10 protein-coding genes and 1 tRNA gene are annotated in these 15,158 nt (G+C 66.5%); 9 read left to right on the top strand and 2 right to left on the bottom strand.

Annotation, left to right across the window (positions count from 1 at the left end):
- Nucleotides 1–25: 25 nt before the first annotated feature.
- From ACVZTU_RS09520 to metX, 5 genes are all read left to right on the top strand, one after another.
- Nucleotides 26–820: a porin gene (locus ACVZTU_RS09520; protein WP_482400268.1), complete on the top strand. Its 795-nt coding sequence runs from the start codon at nt 26–28 to the stop codon at nt 818–820.
- Complete coding sequence (locus ACVZTU_RS09515; RefSeq protein ID WP_139467257.1) at nt 810–2,435, top strand: Y-family DNA polymerase; 1,626 nt, start codon at nt 810–812, stop codon at nt 2,433–2,435. Before ACVZTU_RS09520 ends, ACVZTU_RS09515 begins: the two co-directional genes overlap by 11 nt.
- A gap of 44 nt (nt 2,436–2,479) precedes the next feature.
- Complete coding sequence (locus ACVZTU_RS09510; RefSeq protein WP_139467256.1) at nt 2,480–5,926, top strand: error-prone DNA polymerase; 3,447 nt, start codon at nt 2,480–2,482, stop codon at nt 5,924–5,926.
- 173 nt (nt 5,927–6,099) lie between these two features.
- A complete protein-coding gene (locus ACVZTU_RS09505) occupies nt 6,100–7,422 on the top strand; it encodes an O-acetylhomoserine aminocarboxypropyltransferase/cysteine synthase family protein (RefSeq protein WP_139467255.1) in 1,323 nt (440 codons plus the stop codon).
- A 1-nt stretch (nt 7,423) separates the two neighbouring features.
- Entirely contained in the window at nt 7,424–8,458 is a 1,035-nt protein-coding gene (gene metX / locus ACVZTU_RS09500) for a homoserine O-acetyltransferase MetX (protein ID WP_139467254.1), read from the top strand.
- A gap of 129 nt (nt 8,459–8,587) precedes the next feature.
- On the opposite strand, the gene ACVZTU_RS09495 is transcribed toward metX, so the two are convergent.
- Entirely contained in the window at nt 8,588–10,627 is a 2,040-nt protein-coding gene (locus ACVZTU_RS09495; protein ID WP_482400267.1) for an acyl-CoA dehydrogenase family protein, read from the bottom strand.
- Nucleotides 10,624–11,235: a TetR/AcrR family transcriptional regulator gene (locus ACVZTU_RS09490; RefSeq protein ID WP_139467252.1), complete on the bottom strand. Its 612-nt coding sequence runs from the start codon at nt 11,233–11,235 to the stop codon at nt 10,624–10,626. The genes ACVZTU_RS09495 and ACVZTU_RS09490 overlap by 4 nt, the downstream gene beginning before the upstream one ends.
- Before the next feature lie 58 nt (nt 11,236–11,293).
- On the opposite strand from ACVZTU_RS09490, the gene ACVZTU_RS09485 reads away from it, so the two are divergent.
- The 4 genes from ACVZTU_RS09485 (at nt 11,294) to ACVZTU_RS09470 (ending at nt 14,952) form a co-directional block, all read left to right on the top strand.
- Nucleotides 11,294–12,583 carry an acetyl-CoA C-acetyltransferase gene (locus ACVZTU_RS09485; RefSeq protein WP_139467251.1) on the top strand — a complete coding sequence of 430 codons (1,290 nt, stop codon included), beginning with the start codon at nt 11,294–11,296 and terminating at the stop codon, nt 12,581–12,583.
- Nucleotides 12,580–13,932 (top strand): 3-oxoacyl-ACP reductase, encoded by a 1,353-nt coding sequence (locus tag ACVZTU_RS09480; RefSeq protein ID WP_482400266.1) that lies wholly within the window; start codon nt 12,580–12,582, stop codon nt 13,930–13,932. The genes ACVZTU_RS09485 and ACVZTU_RS09480 overlap by 4 nt, the downstream gene beginning before the upstream one ends.
- Entirely contained in the window at nt 13,929–14,780 is an 852-nt protein-coding gene (locus ACVZTU_RS09475; protein WP_139467249.1) for a MaoC family dehydratase, read from the top strand. Before ACVZTU_RS09480 ends, ACVZTU_RS09475 begins: the two co-directional genes overlap by 4 nt.
- Nucleotides 14,781–14,864: 84 nt before the next feature.
- Nucleotides 14,865–14,952, top strand: a tRNA-Leu gene (locus ACVZTU_RS09470).
- The last annotated feature ends 206 nt before the right edge of the window (nt 14,953–15,158 follow it).

The following is a 15,158-nucleotide window of genomic DNA, read 5'->3' as shown; positions in this document are numbered from 1 at the left end:
GAACACCAGTTCGATAATGGATGTCATGTCAGCAGCACCAGTCATCGAACAGCTCAGCCGGGAGACGGGGATCTCCACGGCTGCGGCGCTGTTCGATAAGATCCCGCCCCATCCGGTGGATCCTGTGCTCTCTCCGCTGTTCCGTCGCGGCGGCCTGCCGCGTGGGGAACTCGTCACCGTCACCGGTGAGCTGTCGCTGAGCTGCGGGCTGGCGACGATCGCTGCGGCGACCCGGGAGCAGAAGTGGTGTGCCGGCATCGGACTCGGCGAGCCGTCCGTGTCCTCGATCGCCGACCTCGGTGTGGACCTCGACCATTTCGTCAACCTCGCGACTCCCGGTGAGGACTGGCTGCGAGTGGCCTCGATCCTCATCGAGTCCTTCGACATCATCCTCGTCGACCCCGGCTTCGCCCCGAGCGCTTCCGAACGGGCCCGACTCCTGGCGAAGATCCGTGAACGGCGGATGAGCCTCATCAGCCTCCGCCCCATGTCCGGCAGCACGGAGCAGATCGAGATCACCGACACCCGCTGGTCGGGTGCCGAACATGGTCGCGGACGTCTGCAGTCCTGCCTCGTCCGTGCTCGTTCACAGACGGGAACCCACCGGTTCCTGCTGCCGGGACCATCAGGGACTCCCACCAGCGTCCCCGCGGGGACGCTGGAAGTGGTGGCAGGCGGGGGCTCCGCAGGGACTGCGAACGTGGCAGCCGAAGCACGCGCCGTTCCTGCAGAGGACACGGACACGAACGCGGACACGGCCGATGATCCTCGGTGGTCGGCGATCACGCAGTTGCGGAAAGTGATCAGCCATGTCGGATGAGTCCGGCCGCACCCTCGTGCTCACCGTTCCCGACTGGCCGGCGGTGGCCGCAGCGGTCGAACACGACGTCGCACCGGGCCGCCCTGTCGCGGTCCTCCACGCCGGCAAGGTCATCGCCGCCGATGCTCCGGCCCGTGCCGCTGGAATCACCGCCGGGAACAACAAACGCGCCGTGGGATACCGCTGTCCGGAAGCTCACATCGCAGTCTGGGACGAAGAGGCCGACAACCGCCATTTCAGTGCCGGGGTCGGTGCCCTCGACAACCTCGTCGCACGGTTCACCCTGCTCAGCCCGGGAACATTGGCAATCCCTCTCGACTCGCTCAGACACGGCTACGCCGACGAAGCCGATGCGGTCGAGACATTGGTCTCGGCACTCGTCGATGACACCGGATGGGAGTTCTTCCCCGGAATCGCCGACACCGTCTTCGCCGCGGTCCTCGCCGCCGGACAGGCGCGCCGCGTCGAACCCGGACAGACCGTGGATTTCCTCTCCGCCCAGCCGATCACCACCCTGGAATACGCCGGCGCCGAGGCGACCGCGCTGATCGAGGTCTTCCTGCAGCTGGGGCTGCGCACCCTCGGTGACCTCGCCCGCCTCGCGGCCAAAGACGTGAACGCACGCTTCGGCGCCTTCGGTCGGCATCTGCACGACCTGGCCTCCGGTCGGGCAGGAGCCCCGCTCGCCGATCATGTCCGCGGCGAACAGCTCGACGTCGAACTCGACCTCGATGCCCCGACGACCCGCAGCGACACCCTCGGCTTCCTCGCCCGCCAGCTCGGTGCCGACCTGCTGGCCAAGGTGCGCAGACAGGGGCTGGTCTGCACCCAGATCACGATCGAACTCGATGCCGCGGGCGGCCGGTCCTCGTCCCGGACCTGGCGGATCGAGGACATGCAGGAGAATGCGATCGCCGACCGCCTGCGGTGGCAGGCCGAAGGCTGGCTGGCGGGAGTGGGCCGGGGTTCGCATCCGGGACACAAACCCCGCACGGCACAGCCTGACCCGCAGGAACTCGACATCGTCGACGAGCCGGCGCCCGACGCCGAGGATTTCTCCGACGACGGCATCATCGCGCTGCGCCTCATCGCGGCCGAACTGACCACCCCGATCGGTGCCACACGCAGCCTGTTCGATGAGAACACCGGGCAGATCACCCATACGCTCGAGCGTCTGCAGGGACTGTTCGGCCCCGATGCCGTCCTGGTTCCGGGCATCCAAGGCGGGTGGGACCCGGCAGAGACGAACCTGTGGACCCCGTGGCAGCAGGCGGCCGTTCCCGAACGCAGCCCTGCCGCTCCCTGGCCCGGTGCCCTGCACGCACCCCGTCCGACGACCGTCGAACACTCCGCCGTCGACGTGCTCGCCGCGGACGGCTCACCGGTGGAGGCACGCCCCTCGGGCCTGGGTGCGGCCCCGGCGACGATCAGATTCCCCACCGGGCAGACCGAGACCATCACCGACTACTCCGGTTCCTGGCCCATCGAATCCGGGTGGTGGGACCCGAACCGAGCCGTCTACCGCACCCGGCTGCAGGTGGTCACCGACGCCGGCCGTGCCCTTCTGCTGAGCAAAGAGCGCGGTCAGTGGTACCTCACCGGCCGTTACCGCTGACCGGCAACCTGCTGACCAACGACCCCATCTGAGAGGAGGTCCCGATGGGATTCTCTAACCCGCGCACACCGTGGTCGAAGCTGGCGCGCCGCCTCGAAGGCAAGGACATCCCGTCCTCCCCGGCGGACAAACAGCCTGCTGGCGAGAACCCGGCAGGAACACAGCCTGTCGACAAGCACGCCGACGGCTCCGACGCCCCTGCGTTCTCCCGTCCCGACCGCTACCAAGTCTCGGTCGGCCCCGGCGGTTCGGACGGACGCAGCCGTTATCAGGAGCCGACAGGCGCCGGCAGCGCTCAGGGGCCGAACCACGGACCGGGACTGCTGCGGAAGCAGGTCGACTGGGCGGAGCTGCATGTGCATTCCCAGTTCAGCTTCCTCGACGGAGCCTCCGACCCCGAGGAGCTCGTCGCCGCCGGTGCCGCCGCCGGGCTGAGCTCCCTGGCGCTGACCGACCACAACGGACTCTACGGAGCCGTCCGCTTCGCCCATGCCGCCGCCGAGGTGGGGCTGGACACCGTGTTCGGCTCCGAGCTGTCCGTGGGATTGCAGGAGAAGATCCCCGGCCAGACCGATCCCGATGCCACCCACCTGCTCGTCCTCGCCCGCAGTGTCGAGGGCTACCACCAGCTCTCTCAGATCATCACCGAGGCGAACCTGCGCGGTGAGAAGAACCGTCCGCTCTTCGACCTCGAAGAACTCGCGGCCGAGGACGGAGACTGGATGATCCTCACCGGCTGTCGCAAAGGACCGCTGCGACGAGCGTTGGGCGACGATGACGGCGGGCTCAGCGCTCTGCGCGAACTCACCGCACTCTTCGGACCCGACCGGGTCGCCGTCGAACTCAGCCGGGACGGAACCCCGGATGACGACGAGAGGCTGCGCCACCTCGGCGATCTGGCCCAGCGGACGGGACTGCCGATCATCGCCAGCAACGCCGTCCACTTCGCCACCCGGGCCGAGTGGAAGTCGGCTCAGGTGCGTGCCTCGGTGCGGTCGCGGAAGCCCCTGGACGAACTGGCCGGATGGCTGCCGGCGACGGCGAGCGCACGCATCCACACCGGTGAGGAGATGCTCGCGCGATTCCCGCGGCAGGCTGTGGACAATGCGGTGCGGATCGGTCAGGACTGCTCCTTCGTCCTCTCCTCGGCCCGTCCCGACCTGCCGAAGGCGCCGATGCCCGATGAGACCGAGGGGGAGACGTATCTGCGTGGCCTCATCGCCGAACGCGGCCGCACCCGCTACGGATCCCGAGCAGAGCACCCGCGGGCCTGGGAGCAGCTGGACCGGGAGATGGACATGATCGCCCAACTGGGCTTCTGCGGCTACTTCCTCATCGTCTTCGACATCACCGAGTTCTGCCGCAATATGGGCATCTTCTGCCAAGGCCGGGGTTCGGCGGCGAACTCCGCGGTCTGCTACGTCCTCGGCATCACCGCCGTCGACGCCGTCAAACACGGACTGCTCTTCGACCGGTTCCTGTCCCCGGACCGCAAGGGGTACCCGGACATCGACATCGACATCGAATCCGGCCGCCGCGAAGAGGTCATCCAATACGTCTACGACCATTTCGGTCGTGACCGGGCCGCCCAGGTCGCCAATGTCATCACCTACCGTGCGAAATCGGCTATCCGGGACGCCGCCTTCAGCCTCGGCTATGCCCCCGGCCAGCAGGATGCGTTCTCGAAGTCGAGCAACCGGTGGTCGAGCCTGCCCGATGCCGAGGACTCACCGGTGCCCGCACCGGTGCTCAAGGTCGCCGAGGATCTGCTCGGCTCACCGCGCCATCTGGGCATCCACTCCGGCGGGATGATCCTGGCCGACCGTGCCATCGGTGAAGTCGTGCCGATCGAGAAGGCGACGATGGGCCACCGCACCGTCGTCCAATGGGACAAGGACGACTGCGCGGCCATGGACCTGGTCAAGTTCGACCTGCTCGGTCTGGGCATGCTCACCGCCCTGCACGAGATGGTCGGACTCGTCCACCGTCATACTGGGGTCCTCATCGACCGGGCGGAGATCGATGACGACGACGAAGCCGTCTACGAGATGCTCTGCCGTGCCGATGCGATCGGGGTCTTCCAGGTCGAATCCCGCGCCCAGCTGGCCACCCTGCCCCGGCTGCGCCCGGAGAAGTTCTACGACTTGGCCGTGCAGGTCGCCCTCATCCGACCGGGGCCGATCCAAGGCGGCTCCGTCCACCCCTATATCCGCCGACGGCAGGGTCTGGATGAGGTCGAATACCTCCACCCGCTGCTCGAGAAGTCCTTGGCCAAGACCTGCGGGGTCCCTCTGTTCCAAGAGCAGCTCATGCAGATGGCCATCGACGTCGGCGGGTTCACCGGGGCCGATGCCGACCGGCTGCGGCAGGCCATGGGCTCCCGTCGGTCGGAGAAGCGGATGGCCGAACTCGCCGAGAAGTTCCGTACCGGAGCCATGGAGCGCGGAGTCGACGCGGAGACCGCCGAGACGATCTTCTCCACCATCGCGGCCTTCGCGAACTACGGATTCCCCGAATCGCATGCCATCAGCTTCGCGAACCTCGTCTATCAGTCCGCCTGGTTCAAATACCATCACCACGCCGCCTTCACCGCCGGTCTGCTGCGCAGCCAGCCGATGGGCTTCTACTCCCCGCAGTCGCTCATCGCCGATGCCCGCCGGCACGGAGTGCCGATCCTGCCCGTCGACATCCGCCGGTCCCAGGCGGCCACGGACCTCGAACGGGTCGCAGAGGCCGGGGATGGGGACACCGCCTCAGCGGGGGAGGACAAGGACACGACCGCCTCGGCGGGGGAGCTGGGGATCCGCTTGGGGCTGGACACGGTCGCGCATGTCGGCTCCTTCGCCGAGGTGATCGTGACCGAACGCGAGATCGCTCCCTTCGCCTCGGTGGCGGACCTGGCCGAACGCACCGGCATCGGCAAGCAGGCCCTGGAATCGCTGGCCACGGCCGGGGCCCTGTCCGGATTCGACCTCGACCGACGGCAGGCCCTGTGGCTGGCCGGGGGAGTCGCCGGTGCCCATCCGGGGCTGCTGCCGGGAACGGCGAGCGTGGACTCGGCGCCGAGCCTGCCGACCATGGACGCCTTCGATACGACCTTGGCCGAACTCTTCTCCACCGGGATCACCGTCGACGGCTACCCCACGGAGATGATGCGCGAGACGCTGAGCGCCCGCGGATACTCATCGACCGCAGATGCAGCGCGTGCGGCGGACGGAACCCGGATGACGGTGGCCGCGATCGTCACCCATCGGCAGCGCCCGGCCACCGCCTCGGGGATCACCTTCATCAACCTCGAAGACGAATTCGGGATGCTCAACGTCGTAGCCACGGCCGGGCTGATGAAACGCTTCCGCACGGTCGCGACCTCCCGCAACGCCCTCGTCGTCACCGGACTCATCCAGCGCGGGGGAGACGTGGTCAGCCTCTACGCGCACAAACTCGTCCCCCTCGAGGTGCAGCTGCCGACGAAGGCGCGGAACTTCCGGTGATCGTCGGCACAGCACACGTGTGACAACTGCACGGCGCGGTGTGACGAAACATGACACACGATGACGCCAACATGACACACAGGCGGGTGCCAGCCGGCGAAGTCGATGACAGTAGACACATCACATCGCCTCAACCAGCGACACCGCCACCGCACTCATACAGGAGAGTCACCATGACCCAGGCATTCGAAACCCGTCAGATCCATGCCGGACAGGTTCCCGATCCGACCACCGGTTCGCGCGCCCTGCCCATCCACCAGACCACCTCGTTCGTGTTCAACGACGTCGACCACGCCGCAGCGCGCTTTGCGCTGACCGACGTCGGCCCCGTCTACAGCCGCCTGACGAACCCGACGAACGAGGTCGTCGAGAACCGCATCGCCGATCTCGAAGGCGGCGTCCACGCCGTCCTCACCGCCTCGGGCCAGTCCGCGGCATTCCTCGCGATCACGAACGTCGCCGGAGCCGGTGACCACATCGTGGCCAGCTCCAGCCTCTACGGCGGAACCGTCAACCTCCTCGACGTCACCCTGCGCAAGCTCGGCATCGAGACCACCTTCGTCAATGTCGACGACCATGAGGCGTGGAAGAACGCGATCCAGGACAACACGAAGCTCCTCTTCGGCGAGGTCGTGTCGAACCCGCGCTCAGACATCCTCGACATCGAGGCGATCGCCGGAATCGCTCACGATGCCGGTGTGCCGCTGATCGTCGACAACACCCTCGCCAGCCCCTACCTCGTGCGTCCGATCGAACACGGCGCCGACGTCGTGCTCCACTCGGCCACGAAGTACCTCGGCGGCCACGGCAACTCCGTTGCCGGTGTCCTCGTCGACAGCGGCAACTTCGACTACGGAGCACAGCCGGAGAAGTTCCCCGGCTTCAATGAACCCGACGCTTCCTACAACGGACTCGTCTTCGCTCGCGACCTCGGCGCCGACGGAGCTTTCGGAGTGAACGTGTCCTTCGGACTCAAGGCTCGCGTGCAGGGCCTGCGCGACCTCGGACCCTCGCTCAGTCCGACGAACGCATTCCTGCTGGCCCAGGGCATCGAGACCCTGAGCCTGCGCATCGAGCGCCACGTGGAGAACGCGAACAAGGTCGCCGCCTACCTCGAGGCTCACAGCCAGGTCGACCGCGTCGCCTACGCCGGACTCGAGTCGAGCCCCTGGAACGGACTGGCCAAGAAGTACCTGCCGAACGGCGTGGGTTCGGTGCTCGCCTTCGACATCGCCGGCGGATACGACGCCGCTGTGGCCTTCGTCGACGCCCTCGAACTGCACTCGCTGGTGGCGAACATCGGCGACGTCCGCTCGCTCGTCATCCACCCGGCCTCGACCACGCACGCTCAGCTCGACGAGGAAGCCCAGAAGGCGGCCGGAGTCAACCCGGCACTGGTCCGCCTGTCCGTGGGCATCGAAGGTGTCGACGACATCATCGGCGACCTCGACAAGGGCTTCGCGGCAGCTGCGGCGAAGGCGCAGACCGCGGCCTGAGATGACCACCCAGAGCACTTCCGTCGAACGGATCCTCGGCTTCGGCACGGACTCGGGACACACCTTCGGCACGGTCGAGATCGCCTATGAGACATTCGGCGCCCTCAACGCCGACCGGTCCAATGCGATCCTCATCGAGCATGCTCTGACCGGCGACACCCGCGTCACCGAATGGTGGGCGGGTGTCGTCGGGCCCGGGGAAGCCGTCGACACCGACAAGTACTTCGTGGTGTGTGCGAACTCCCTCGGAGGCTGCTCGGGAACGACCGGGCCGCAGTCGTCCTATGATGACGGTCTGGCCTACGGCTCCCGATTCCCTCGGGTCTCGATCCGCGACATGGCACGTCTGGAGCACAATCTCGCCCAGATCCTCGGCATCGACTCCTGGGTCGCCGTCATCGGCGGATCCATGGGTGGTGCGCGAGCGCTCGAGTTCGCTCTGTTGGACAGCCGGAAGGTCCGCAAATGTGCGGTCATCGCCGCACCGGCCTTCTGCGAAGCCGACCAGATCGCCTGGGCGATGATGCAGGAACGCGCGATCGAACTCGACGCCGACTACTACTCCGGAGACTATTCGGCCGTCGGCAGCTTCCCCAGTCATGGTCTCGGACTGGCCCGGCAGATCGCGCACCTGACGTATCGCAACGATGCCGATCTCAATGAACGCTTCTCCCGCCGCCTGCGTTCGGAGGACTACTACGAGGTGACCTCGTACCTGGACCATCAGGCCAAGAAGCTCACCGCCCGGTTCGATCCGCACAGCTATATCGTGCTCACACGTGCCCTGCGCGACCACGATGTGCGCCGAGGTCGCTCCTCCGACCTCACGGTGGCACTGGCCGACGCCTGCACCGACAACCTCGTGGTCTCCGTGTCCTCGGATCGGCTGTTCCCGCCGGAACAGGTGGGCATCCTCGCCGAGGCGCTGCCGGGGAGAGTGCGACACCACATCATCGACTCCCCGGTCGGTCACGACGGGTTCCTCACCGAGACAGAGAAGATCTCCGCGGTGCTCGCCGACTTCCTCGCCGACTGAGACCGTCGGGGCTGGCTGGTAGCGAGCACCGTCGCCAGCCGGCGACCCGAATCTCCCCAAGCACCAGAAGACCCCCGCAGACCGTTCGCTGCGGGGGTCTTCTGGTGTGCCCGGATCACGGGCCTGCGGTCACCGTGCGCCGGCCTTCGCCTTCTTCTTCGCGGCCTTGCGCAGCTGCTTCTCGTCGACCGGGAAGTCCTGACGAGCCCGCGCCCGACGGTAGTAGTCGGCGGCCTCTGCCTGACGCTCGGCTTCGACGCCGGAGGCGATGGTGGCCCGACGGTGGACATCCGAGTAGCCGAATGCTTCGACGAGGTCGAGGGCATTGGCGGCAAGCTTCTTGCACAGACGGTTCAGCGTCTCGTTGATCTGGCGTGCACGCGACATCGGCAGGCGACCGTACATGAGGTGCCAGGCCATGTGCTTCTCGATCAGTCCGAGACCGTAGGTGTCACGCAGACGACGGAAGGCCTTGGCCTGATCGGCGTCGGTCTGCTCCTTCATCTTCTCGTCCAGCGCCTTCCACTTCTCGAGCTCGACATAGGCGCGTGCCATCTCGATGAGCTCATGCTGGTGGACGTTGAACAGATCGGCCGCCTGCGCGGCCGGCATCTTCGTCGCAGGTCGCAGTGCCTGAGCGACTCCGGCGACCATGACCTCCAGTCGCGTTTCGAGCAGTGTCCGCTGCAGGCGTCCCGACCTGATCCGCTTGTCGCCGAGGTTCGGGGTCAGCGCATCCGAGATCGCCCGTCCGGCATTGGCCAGACCGGTGCGGTAGAGCGTATGTTCGGCGGCCTGGGTGCCGATGAAGCGGGCGGCTCCGCCGACGTCGAGGTTCGCGAATTCCTTGGCATAGTCGCCGAGCAGGCGCTTGGCCACGAGCTGCAGCAGCACCGTGTTGTCGCCTTCGAAGGTGACGTAGACGTCGAGGTCGGCGCGCAGCCCGACGAGGCGGTTCTCCGCCATGAATCCGGCACCGCCGCAGGCCTCACGGCATTCCTGGATGACGTCGAGCGCCATCCAGGTCGAGTCGGCCTTGAACGCAGCCGCCCGGGTCTCGAGCAGAGCCCGGTTCTCCTCGGAGTCATCGGCTCCGGCGAAGACCTCTTCGAAGGAGGTCAGCAGCTTCTCGTGCGCGAACGCCGAGGCGTAGACGGCGGCGAGGGCCGGCATGAGGCGACGCTGATGCTGGCCGTAGTCGAGCAGAGTCGTCTCGGCGAAGTCATCGCCGGCCGTGAACTGCTTGCGCTCGAGTCCGTAGCGCACGGCGATGTCGAGGGCGATCTTCGATGCGACCACTGAGGCGCCGTCGAGCGAAACACGACCCTGGACCAGGGTGCCGAGCATCGTGAAGAAGCGGCGTCCCGGCGATTCGATGGGGGAGGAGTACGTGCCGTCGGCGGTGACGTCTCCGTAGCGATTGAGCAGGTTGGTGCGTGGGATCCGCACGGAGTCGAAGGCGAGGCGACCATTGTCGACTCCCTTGAGCCCGCCCTTGTAGCCGTCGTCTTCGATCGAGACTCCCGGCATCGGCTCACCGGCCTCGTCGCGGACGGGCACGAAGAAGGCATGCACCCCGTGCTTGACACCTTTGGTGATGAGCTGAGCGAAGACGACGGCGGCCCGGGCATCGCGGGCGGCGTTGCCGATGTACTCCTTCGTTGCGGCCCGGAAAGGGGTCTCGATGACGAACTCTTCGGTCGCCTCATCGTAGGTGGCGGTGGTCGCCACGTTCGCCACATCGGAGCCGTGCCCGATCTCCGTCATCGCGAACGAACCCAGCAGACGGCCGGACTGAGCGTCGAGCAGCCACTTCTGATGCTGCTCCTTGTCTCCCAGATGGAGGATCGCTCCGCCGAAGAGTCCGAACTGGACGCCGGCTTTGATCTGCAGGCTCGGGTTGGCCGTGACGGTCTCTTCGAACCCGGCGACGTTCGTTGCGTGTTCGTTCTTTCCGCCCATCTCCGGTGACAGCCCGGTCATCGGCAGCCCGGTCTCGGCCATCATCATGACCCCGTCTAGGGTCTTCGCTCGTGCGGTGTCGAGATCATCGGCCGGATCGTCATGGGTCGACGGCTCTTCGGCCAGAGTCCGCCCGCGTCGGCGAGCTTCTGCCCAATGTCCGTCGAGGACGTCGTTGATGGCTTTCGGGTCAAGAGACAGCTTCATTGTTCTACTCCTCGTTGTTCGGGCAGGGTTGCCCAGAGCCAATGGGTGATGGTGGTGGCGAATTCCTCGGGCCGGTCCGGTCGGGACAGCCACGTCTCGGTGGCGGCGCGGACGAAACCGATCGCTCCGGCCGACCACAGCCGAGCCTGTTCGCCGCTCAGCCCGAGGCGTTCGGCCAGCTGCCCGGCAATGGAATTGAAGAAACCGCCGGTCTCCTCGGGCGCGAACCGGTTGACCGCGGTGTCGCAGAAGCGATACACGTTCGGAGAATTCGCGGCGAGCGTGACGAATGCGCGGATCATCGCGGCCAGGGACTCCTGCGCCGCGGCTGAGCCCTCGCCCTTCGCCGAGGCGGCCGCGGCCTCGTCGAGAGACCGGACGATGACGCCCATCGCCCATTCACCCATGGCCGCCTGCAGACCTGCCCGGTCGGTGAAGTATCGGTAGAGCACCGACTTCGACGTCCCGGTCGCGTCAGAGATCTGCTCCATCGACATATCGTCGCCGTACTCGTCGACGACGAGCCGCACGGAACGCAGAAGTTCGCGACGACGCTCATCGCGATGCTTCTGCCATCTCGTCGAGCGACCGTCTGTGATCGATTTCATGTAACCGACAGTATCAGGTACTGTCGGTATCGGCTAAATCAACCACTCGGAGGTGCACATGTCCGCTCCCAACAACCGCGCCGTCATCCTCGGCGGCAACCGAATTCCCTTCGCCCGCTCGAACAAGCAGTACTCGAAGGCCACGAACCTCGATATGCTCACCTCGGCCATCGACGGGCTCGTTGCCCGCTTCGGACTGGCCGGAGAGAACATCGGCGAGGTCGCCGGAGGTGCAGTCCTCAAGCATTCGAAGGACTTCAACCTCACCCGGGAAGCCGTGCTCGGCTCCGCCCTGGCACCGACGACCCCCGCCTTCGATCTCGGTCAGGCCTGCGCCACCGGCCTCGAAGCCGTGGTCAGCCTCAACAACAAGATCAATGCCGGGCAGATCGAATCCGGAATCGCCTCGGGCGTGGATTCGACGTCCGACGCTCCGATCGTCATCAACGATTCGATGCGCGAGATCCTCCTCGAGCTCACCCGTGCGAAGACGATGGTGCAGAAGGCGAAGATCGCCTCCCAGATCCGCCCCGCCTACCTCGCACCGCAGGCTCCGAGCACGGGCGAACCGCGCACGGGCTTGAGCATGGGCGAGCATCAGGCGATCACCACCGCCGCCTGGGGCATCAGCCGACAGGCCCAGGACGAACTGGCCGTGGCCTCCCACAAGAACCTCGCCGCGGCATGGGAATCCGGCTTCTTCGATGACCTCACCACCCCGTACCTCGGGGTCAGCCGCGATACGAACATGCGTGCCGACTCGACCGTGGAATCCCTGGCGAAGCTCAACCCCGTCTTCGGCAGGAAGCTCGCCACCGAGGCGACCATGACCGCCGGCAACTCGACTCCGCTGACCGACGGCGCCTCCTCGGTGCTGTTGGGCAGTGAGGATTGGGCAGACGAGCACGGCTTCACCCCGTTGGCGCGCCTCGTCGATGCCGAAGCCGCCGCCGTCGATTTCGTCGACGGCGACGAAGGTCTGCTCATGGCCCCTGCCTACGCAGTTCCGCGGCTGCTGGCCCGCAACGGGCTGACCTTCGATGACTTCGATGTCTTCGAGATCCACGAGGCATTCGCCTCCACCGTGCTCTCGCACCTGGCCGCCTGGGAATCCGAAGAGTTCTGCAAGGATAAGGTCGGTCTCGATGCGGCGCTGGGCACCATCGACCGCGACAAGCTCAACCCGCTGGGCTCGAGCTTGGCCGCCGGCCACCCCTTCGCCGCCACCGGCGGACGCATCATCGCCAGCACCGCCAAGCACCTGAAGACCACCGGCAAGAAGCGCTCCCTGGTCTCGATCTGCGCTGCAGGCGGACAGGGACTCACTGCGATTGTGGAGGCAGCATGAAAGACACCTATCTCTCCCTCGTCAACGGACCGCTGAAGCAGGTGGCCAAAACCCTCGGTCTGCCGCAGCCGGTCGAACTCAATCGCTTCGGCTCCACCCCGGCGTCCTATGAGAACAAGCCGGTCCTCGTCCTCGGCACCGGTCCCGGGGCCCAGGGGCTGGCCGATCAGCTGCTGGAGAACGGACTTGAGGTCCGCCGCAACGCACAGACCGGTGAGAAGCTGCGGGCCGTCATCGCCGTCCTCGACGATGCGCAGTCCCCGGCTGACCTGTCACCGGTCGTGCTCGAAATCGGCGCCGCCCTGCGTTCGCTTGCCACCTGCGGTCGAGTGATCACAATCTCGACGGCACCGGATGCGCAGAACCAGACACCGGAGCAGGCCGCCACCGCCCAGGGCATCACCGGCTTCACCCGGTCCGTCGCCCACGAGATGCGCGCCGGCTCGACCGCCAACGGAATCTTGCTCGACGGCGTCGACCTCACCGCACCCTCGGTGAATGCGGCCCTGTGGTTCCTGCTCTCGGGCAAGTCCGCTTATGTCTCCGGCCAGTTCCTCACGGTGTCTTCGGACGCCGGTCAGCGGCTGAGCCTGGACGAATTCATGTCCACCGGTGACGCCGGCCCGCTGGCCGGTCGCACTGCCGTGGTCACCGGTGCCGCACGTGGAATCGGAGCCGCGATCGCCGAGAACCTCGCCCGCGACGGCGCCTACGTCATCGGCGTGGACATGCCGCAGGCAGGGCAGGCGCTGGCGCAGGTGATGAACCGGATCGGCGGCAAGTCGCTGCAGCTCGACATCACCGCAGCCGATGCCCCGGACAAGATCGCCGAGGCGCTCGGGGCACCCGTGGACGTCCTCGTCCACAACGCCGGCATCACCCGCGACAAGATGCTGGCGAACATGGACGCGGCCAAATGGGATTCTGTCATCGCCGTCAACATCGCCGCGCAGACGATGATCAATGCGCGCCTGGCGGAGAAAGGACTCTTCGCCGACGGCGCCCAGGTCGTCTCCCTGGCCTCGACCTCGGGAATCGCGGGCAACCGCGGCCAGACGAACTATGCGACCTCGAAGGCCGGCGTCATCGGACTCACGGCCGCCTCGGCGGAGGACTTCGCCGCCCGCGGGGGAGCGATCAACGCGGTGGCACCCGGCTTCATCGAAACGGATATGACCGCGAAGATGCCGACTCTCACACGCCAGGTCGCGCGCCGGCTCTCGAGCCTGCAGCAGGGCGGGCAGCCGGTCGATGTGGCCGAAGCGATCGGCTTCCTCGCATCCAGCGGTGCCCGCGGCATCAACGGACAGACGCTGCGTGTCTGCGGTCAGAACATGGTGGGTGCATGATGGCGGATTCGATGCTTCCCATCTATGCCCGTGCCCTGCTCAAGACCCTGCCGGTGGGCCCGCGCACCGGTCCGGAGCTGCCGGACCATGCGATCGATCGCAGCATTCCGCTCGAACCGGTCGCCTATGCGGGCTTCGCCCACGTCGTCGGTCACGGTCTGGACGATATCGTCCACCCCGGCTACCTGCACATCCTCGGCTTCCCGCTGAGCATGCAGCTGTTGGCCGACCCCGAAGTGCCGCTGCCGATGATGGGGATGGTCCACATCCACAATCGCGTCGATATGCATTCGCAGGCCCGCCTCGGCGAGGTTGTGGACTTCCACCTCGAGCTCGCCGGTCCCTTCGAGCACACGAAGGGCACCACGATCGAGGTTCGGCTCGAGGCGAAGGTCGACGGTCGTCCCGTGATGGACGAGGTCTCGACGTACTTGGCCAAGGGGCGGAAGCTCTCCGGAGCCAAGCCGAAGGCACAGGTGCCGCACCTCGAGTTCACGGCGCCGCAGCCCAGTGCCCTGTGGCGTCTGGATCCGATCATCGGTCAGCGCTATGCGAAGGTCTCCGGTGACTACAATCCGATCCACCTCAACGGTCTGGCCGCGAAGGGATTCGGATTCCCACGGCAGATCGCCCATGGGATGTACAGCGCCTCCCGGGCGTTCTCGGCAATGGATCCGCGGCTCGAGTCCTACCGCTGGGATGTGTCCTTCGCGAAGCCGATCCTGCTGCCCGGCACGGTCGGCTATGCGCTGACCTCCGGGCGTCGTCACGAGGCTGCGGAGTCGGCGGTCTTCGACCTGAAGAACGGCAAACCGCACGTCCTCTCGCGGGTGGCACACCTCGAATGATGGCGTGATAAGTGCAGTGCGTCACAAAACCCGATTTCGATTTTGCGACACCGTTTCGCGCATGTAGAGTTATCTCTGTTGCCAGCGCGAGTGGCGGAATTGGTAGACGCGCTAGCTTGAGGTGCTAGTGCCCAACTTATCGGGCGTGGGGGTTCAAGTCCCCCTTCGCGCACAACGAGGAGATGGCCTCCGGATTTCGATCCGGAGGCCATTTTCGTATTCGGCAGTCGGAGACGTCTGCGGCATCGGGGCTTCTGCGGGTTCAATGATCATCCGCCCCGATCCCGATCACCACGGATGAACTTCTGACCCGCTGATACACGCCCGTTCGTCTGTGAGACGGGCTCGCGGGTGGGATACGGTGGTGACTGTCAGGCC

The sequence above is a fragment of the Brevibacterium sp. OS20 genome, from assembly GCF_056837565.1.
The sequence above is the reverse complement of the archived record's forward strand: the minus strand, read 5'-3'. Positions and strand labels throughout refer to the sequence as shown.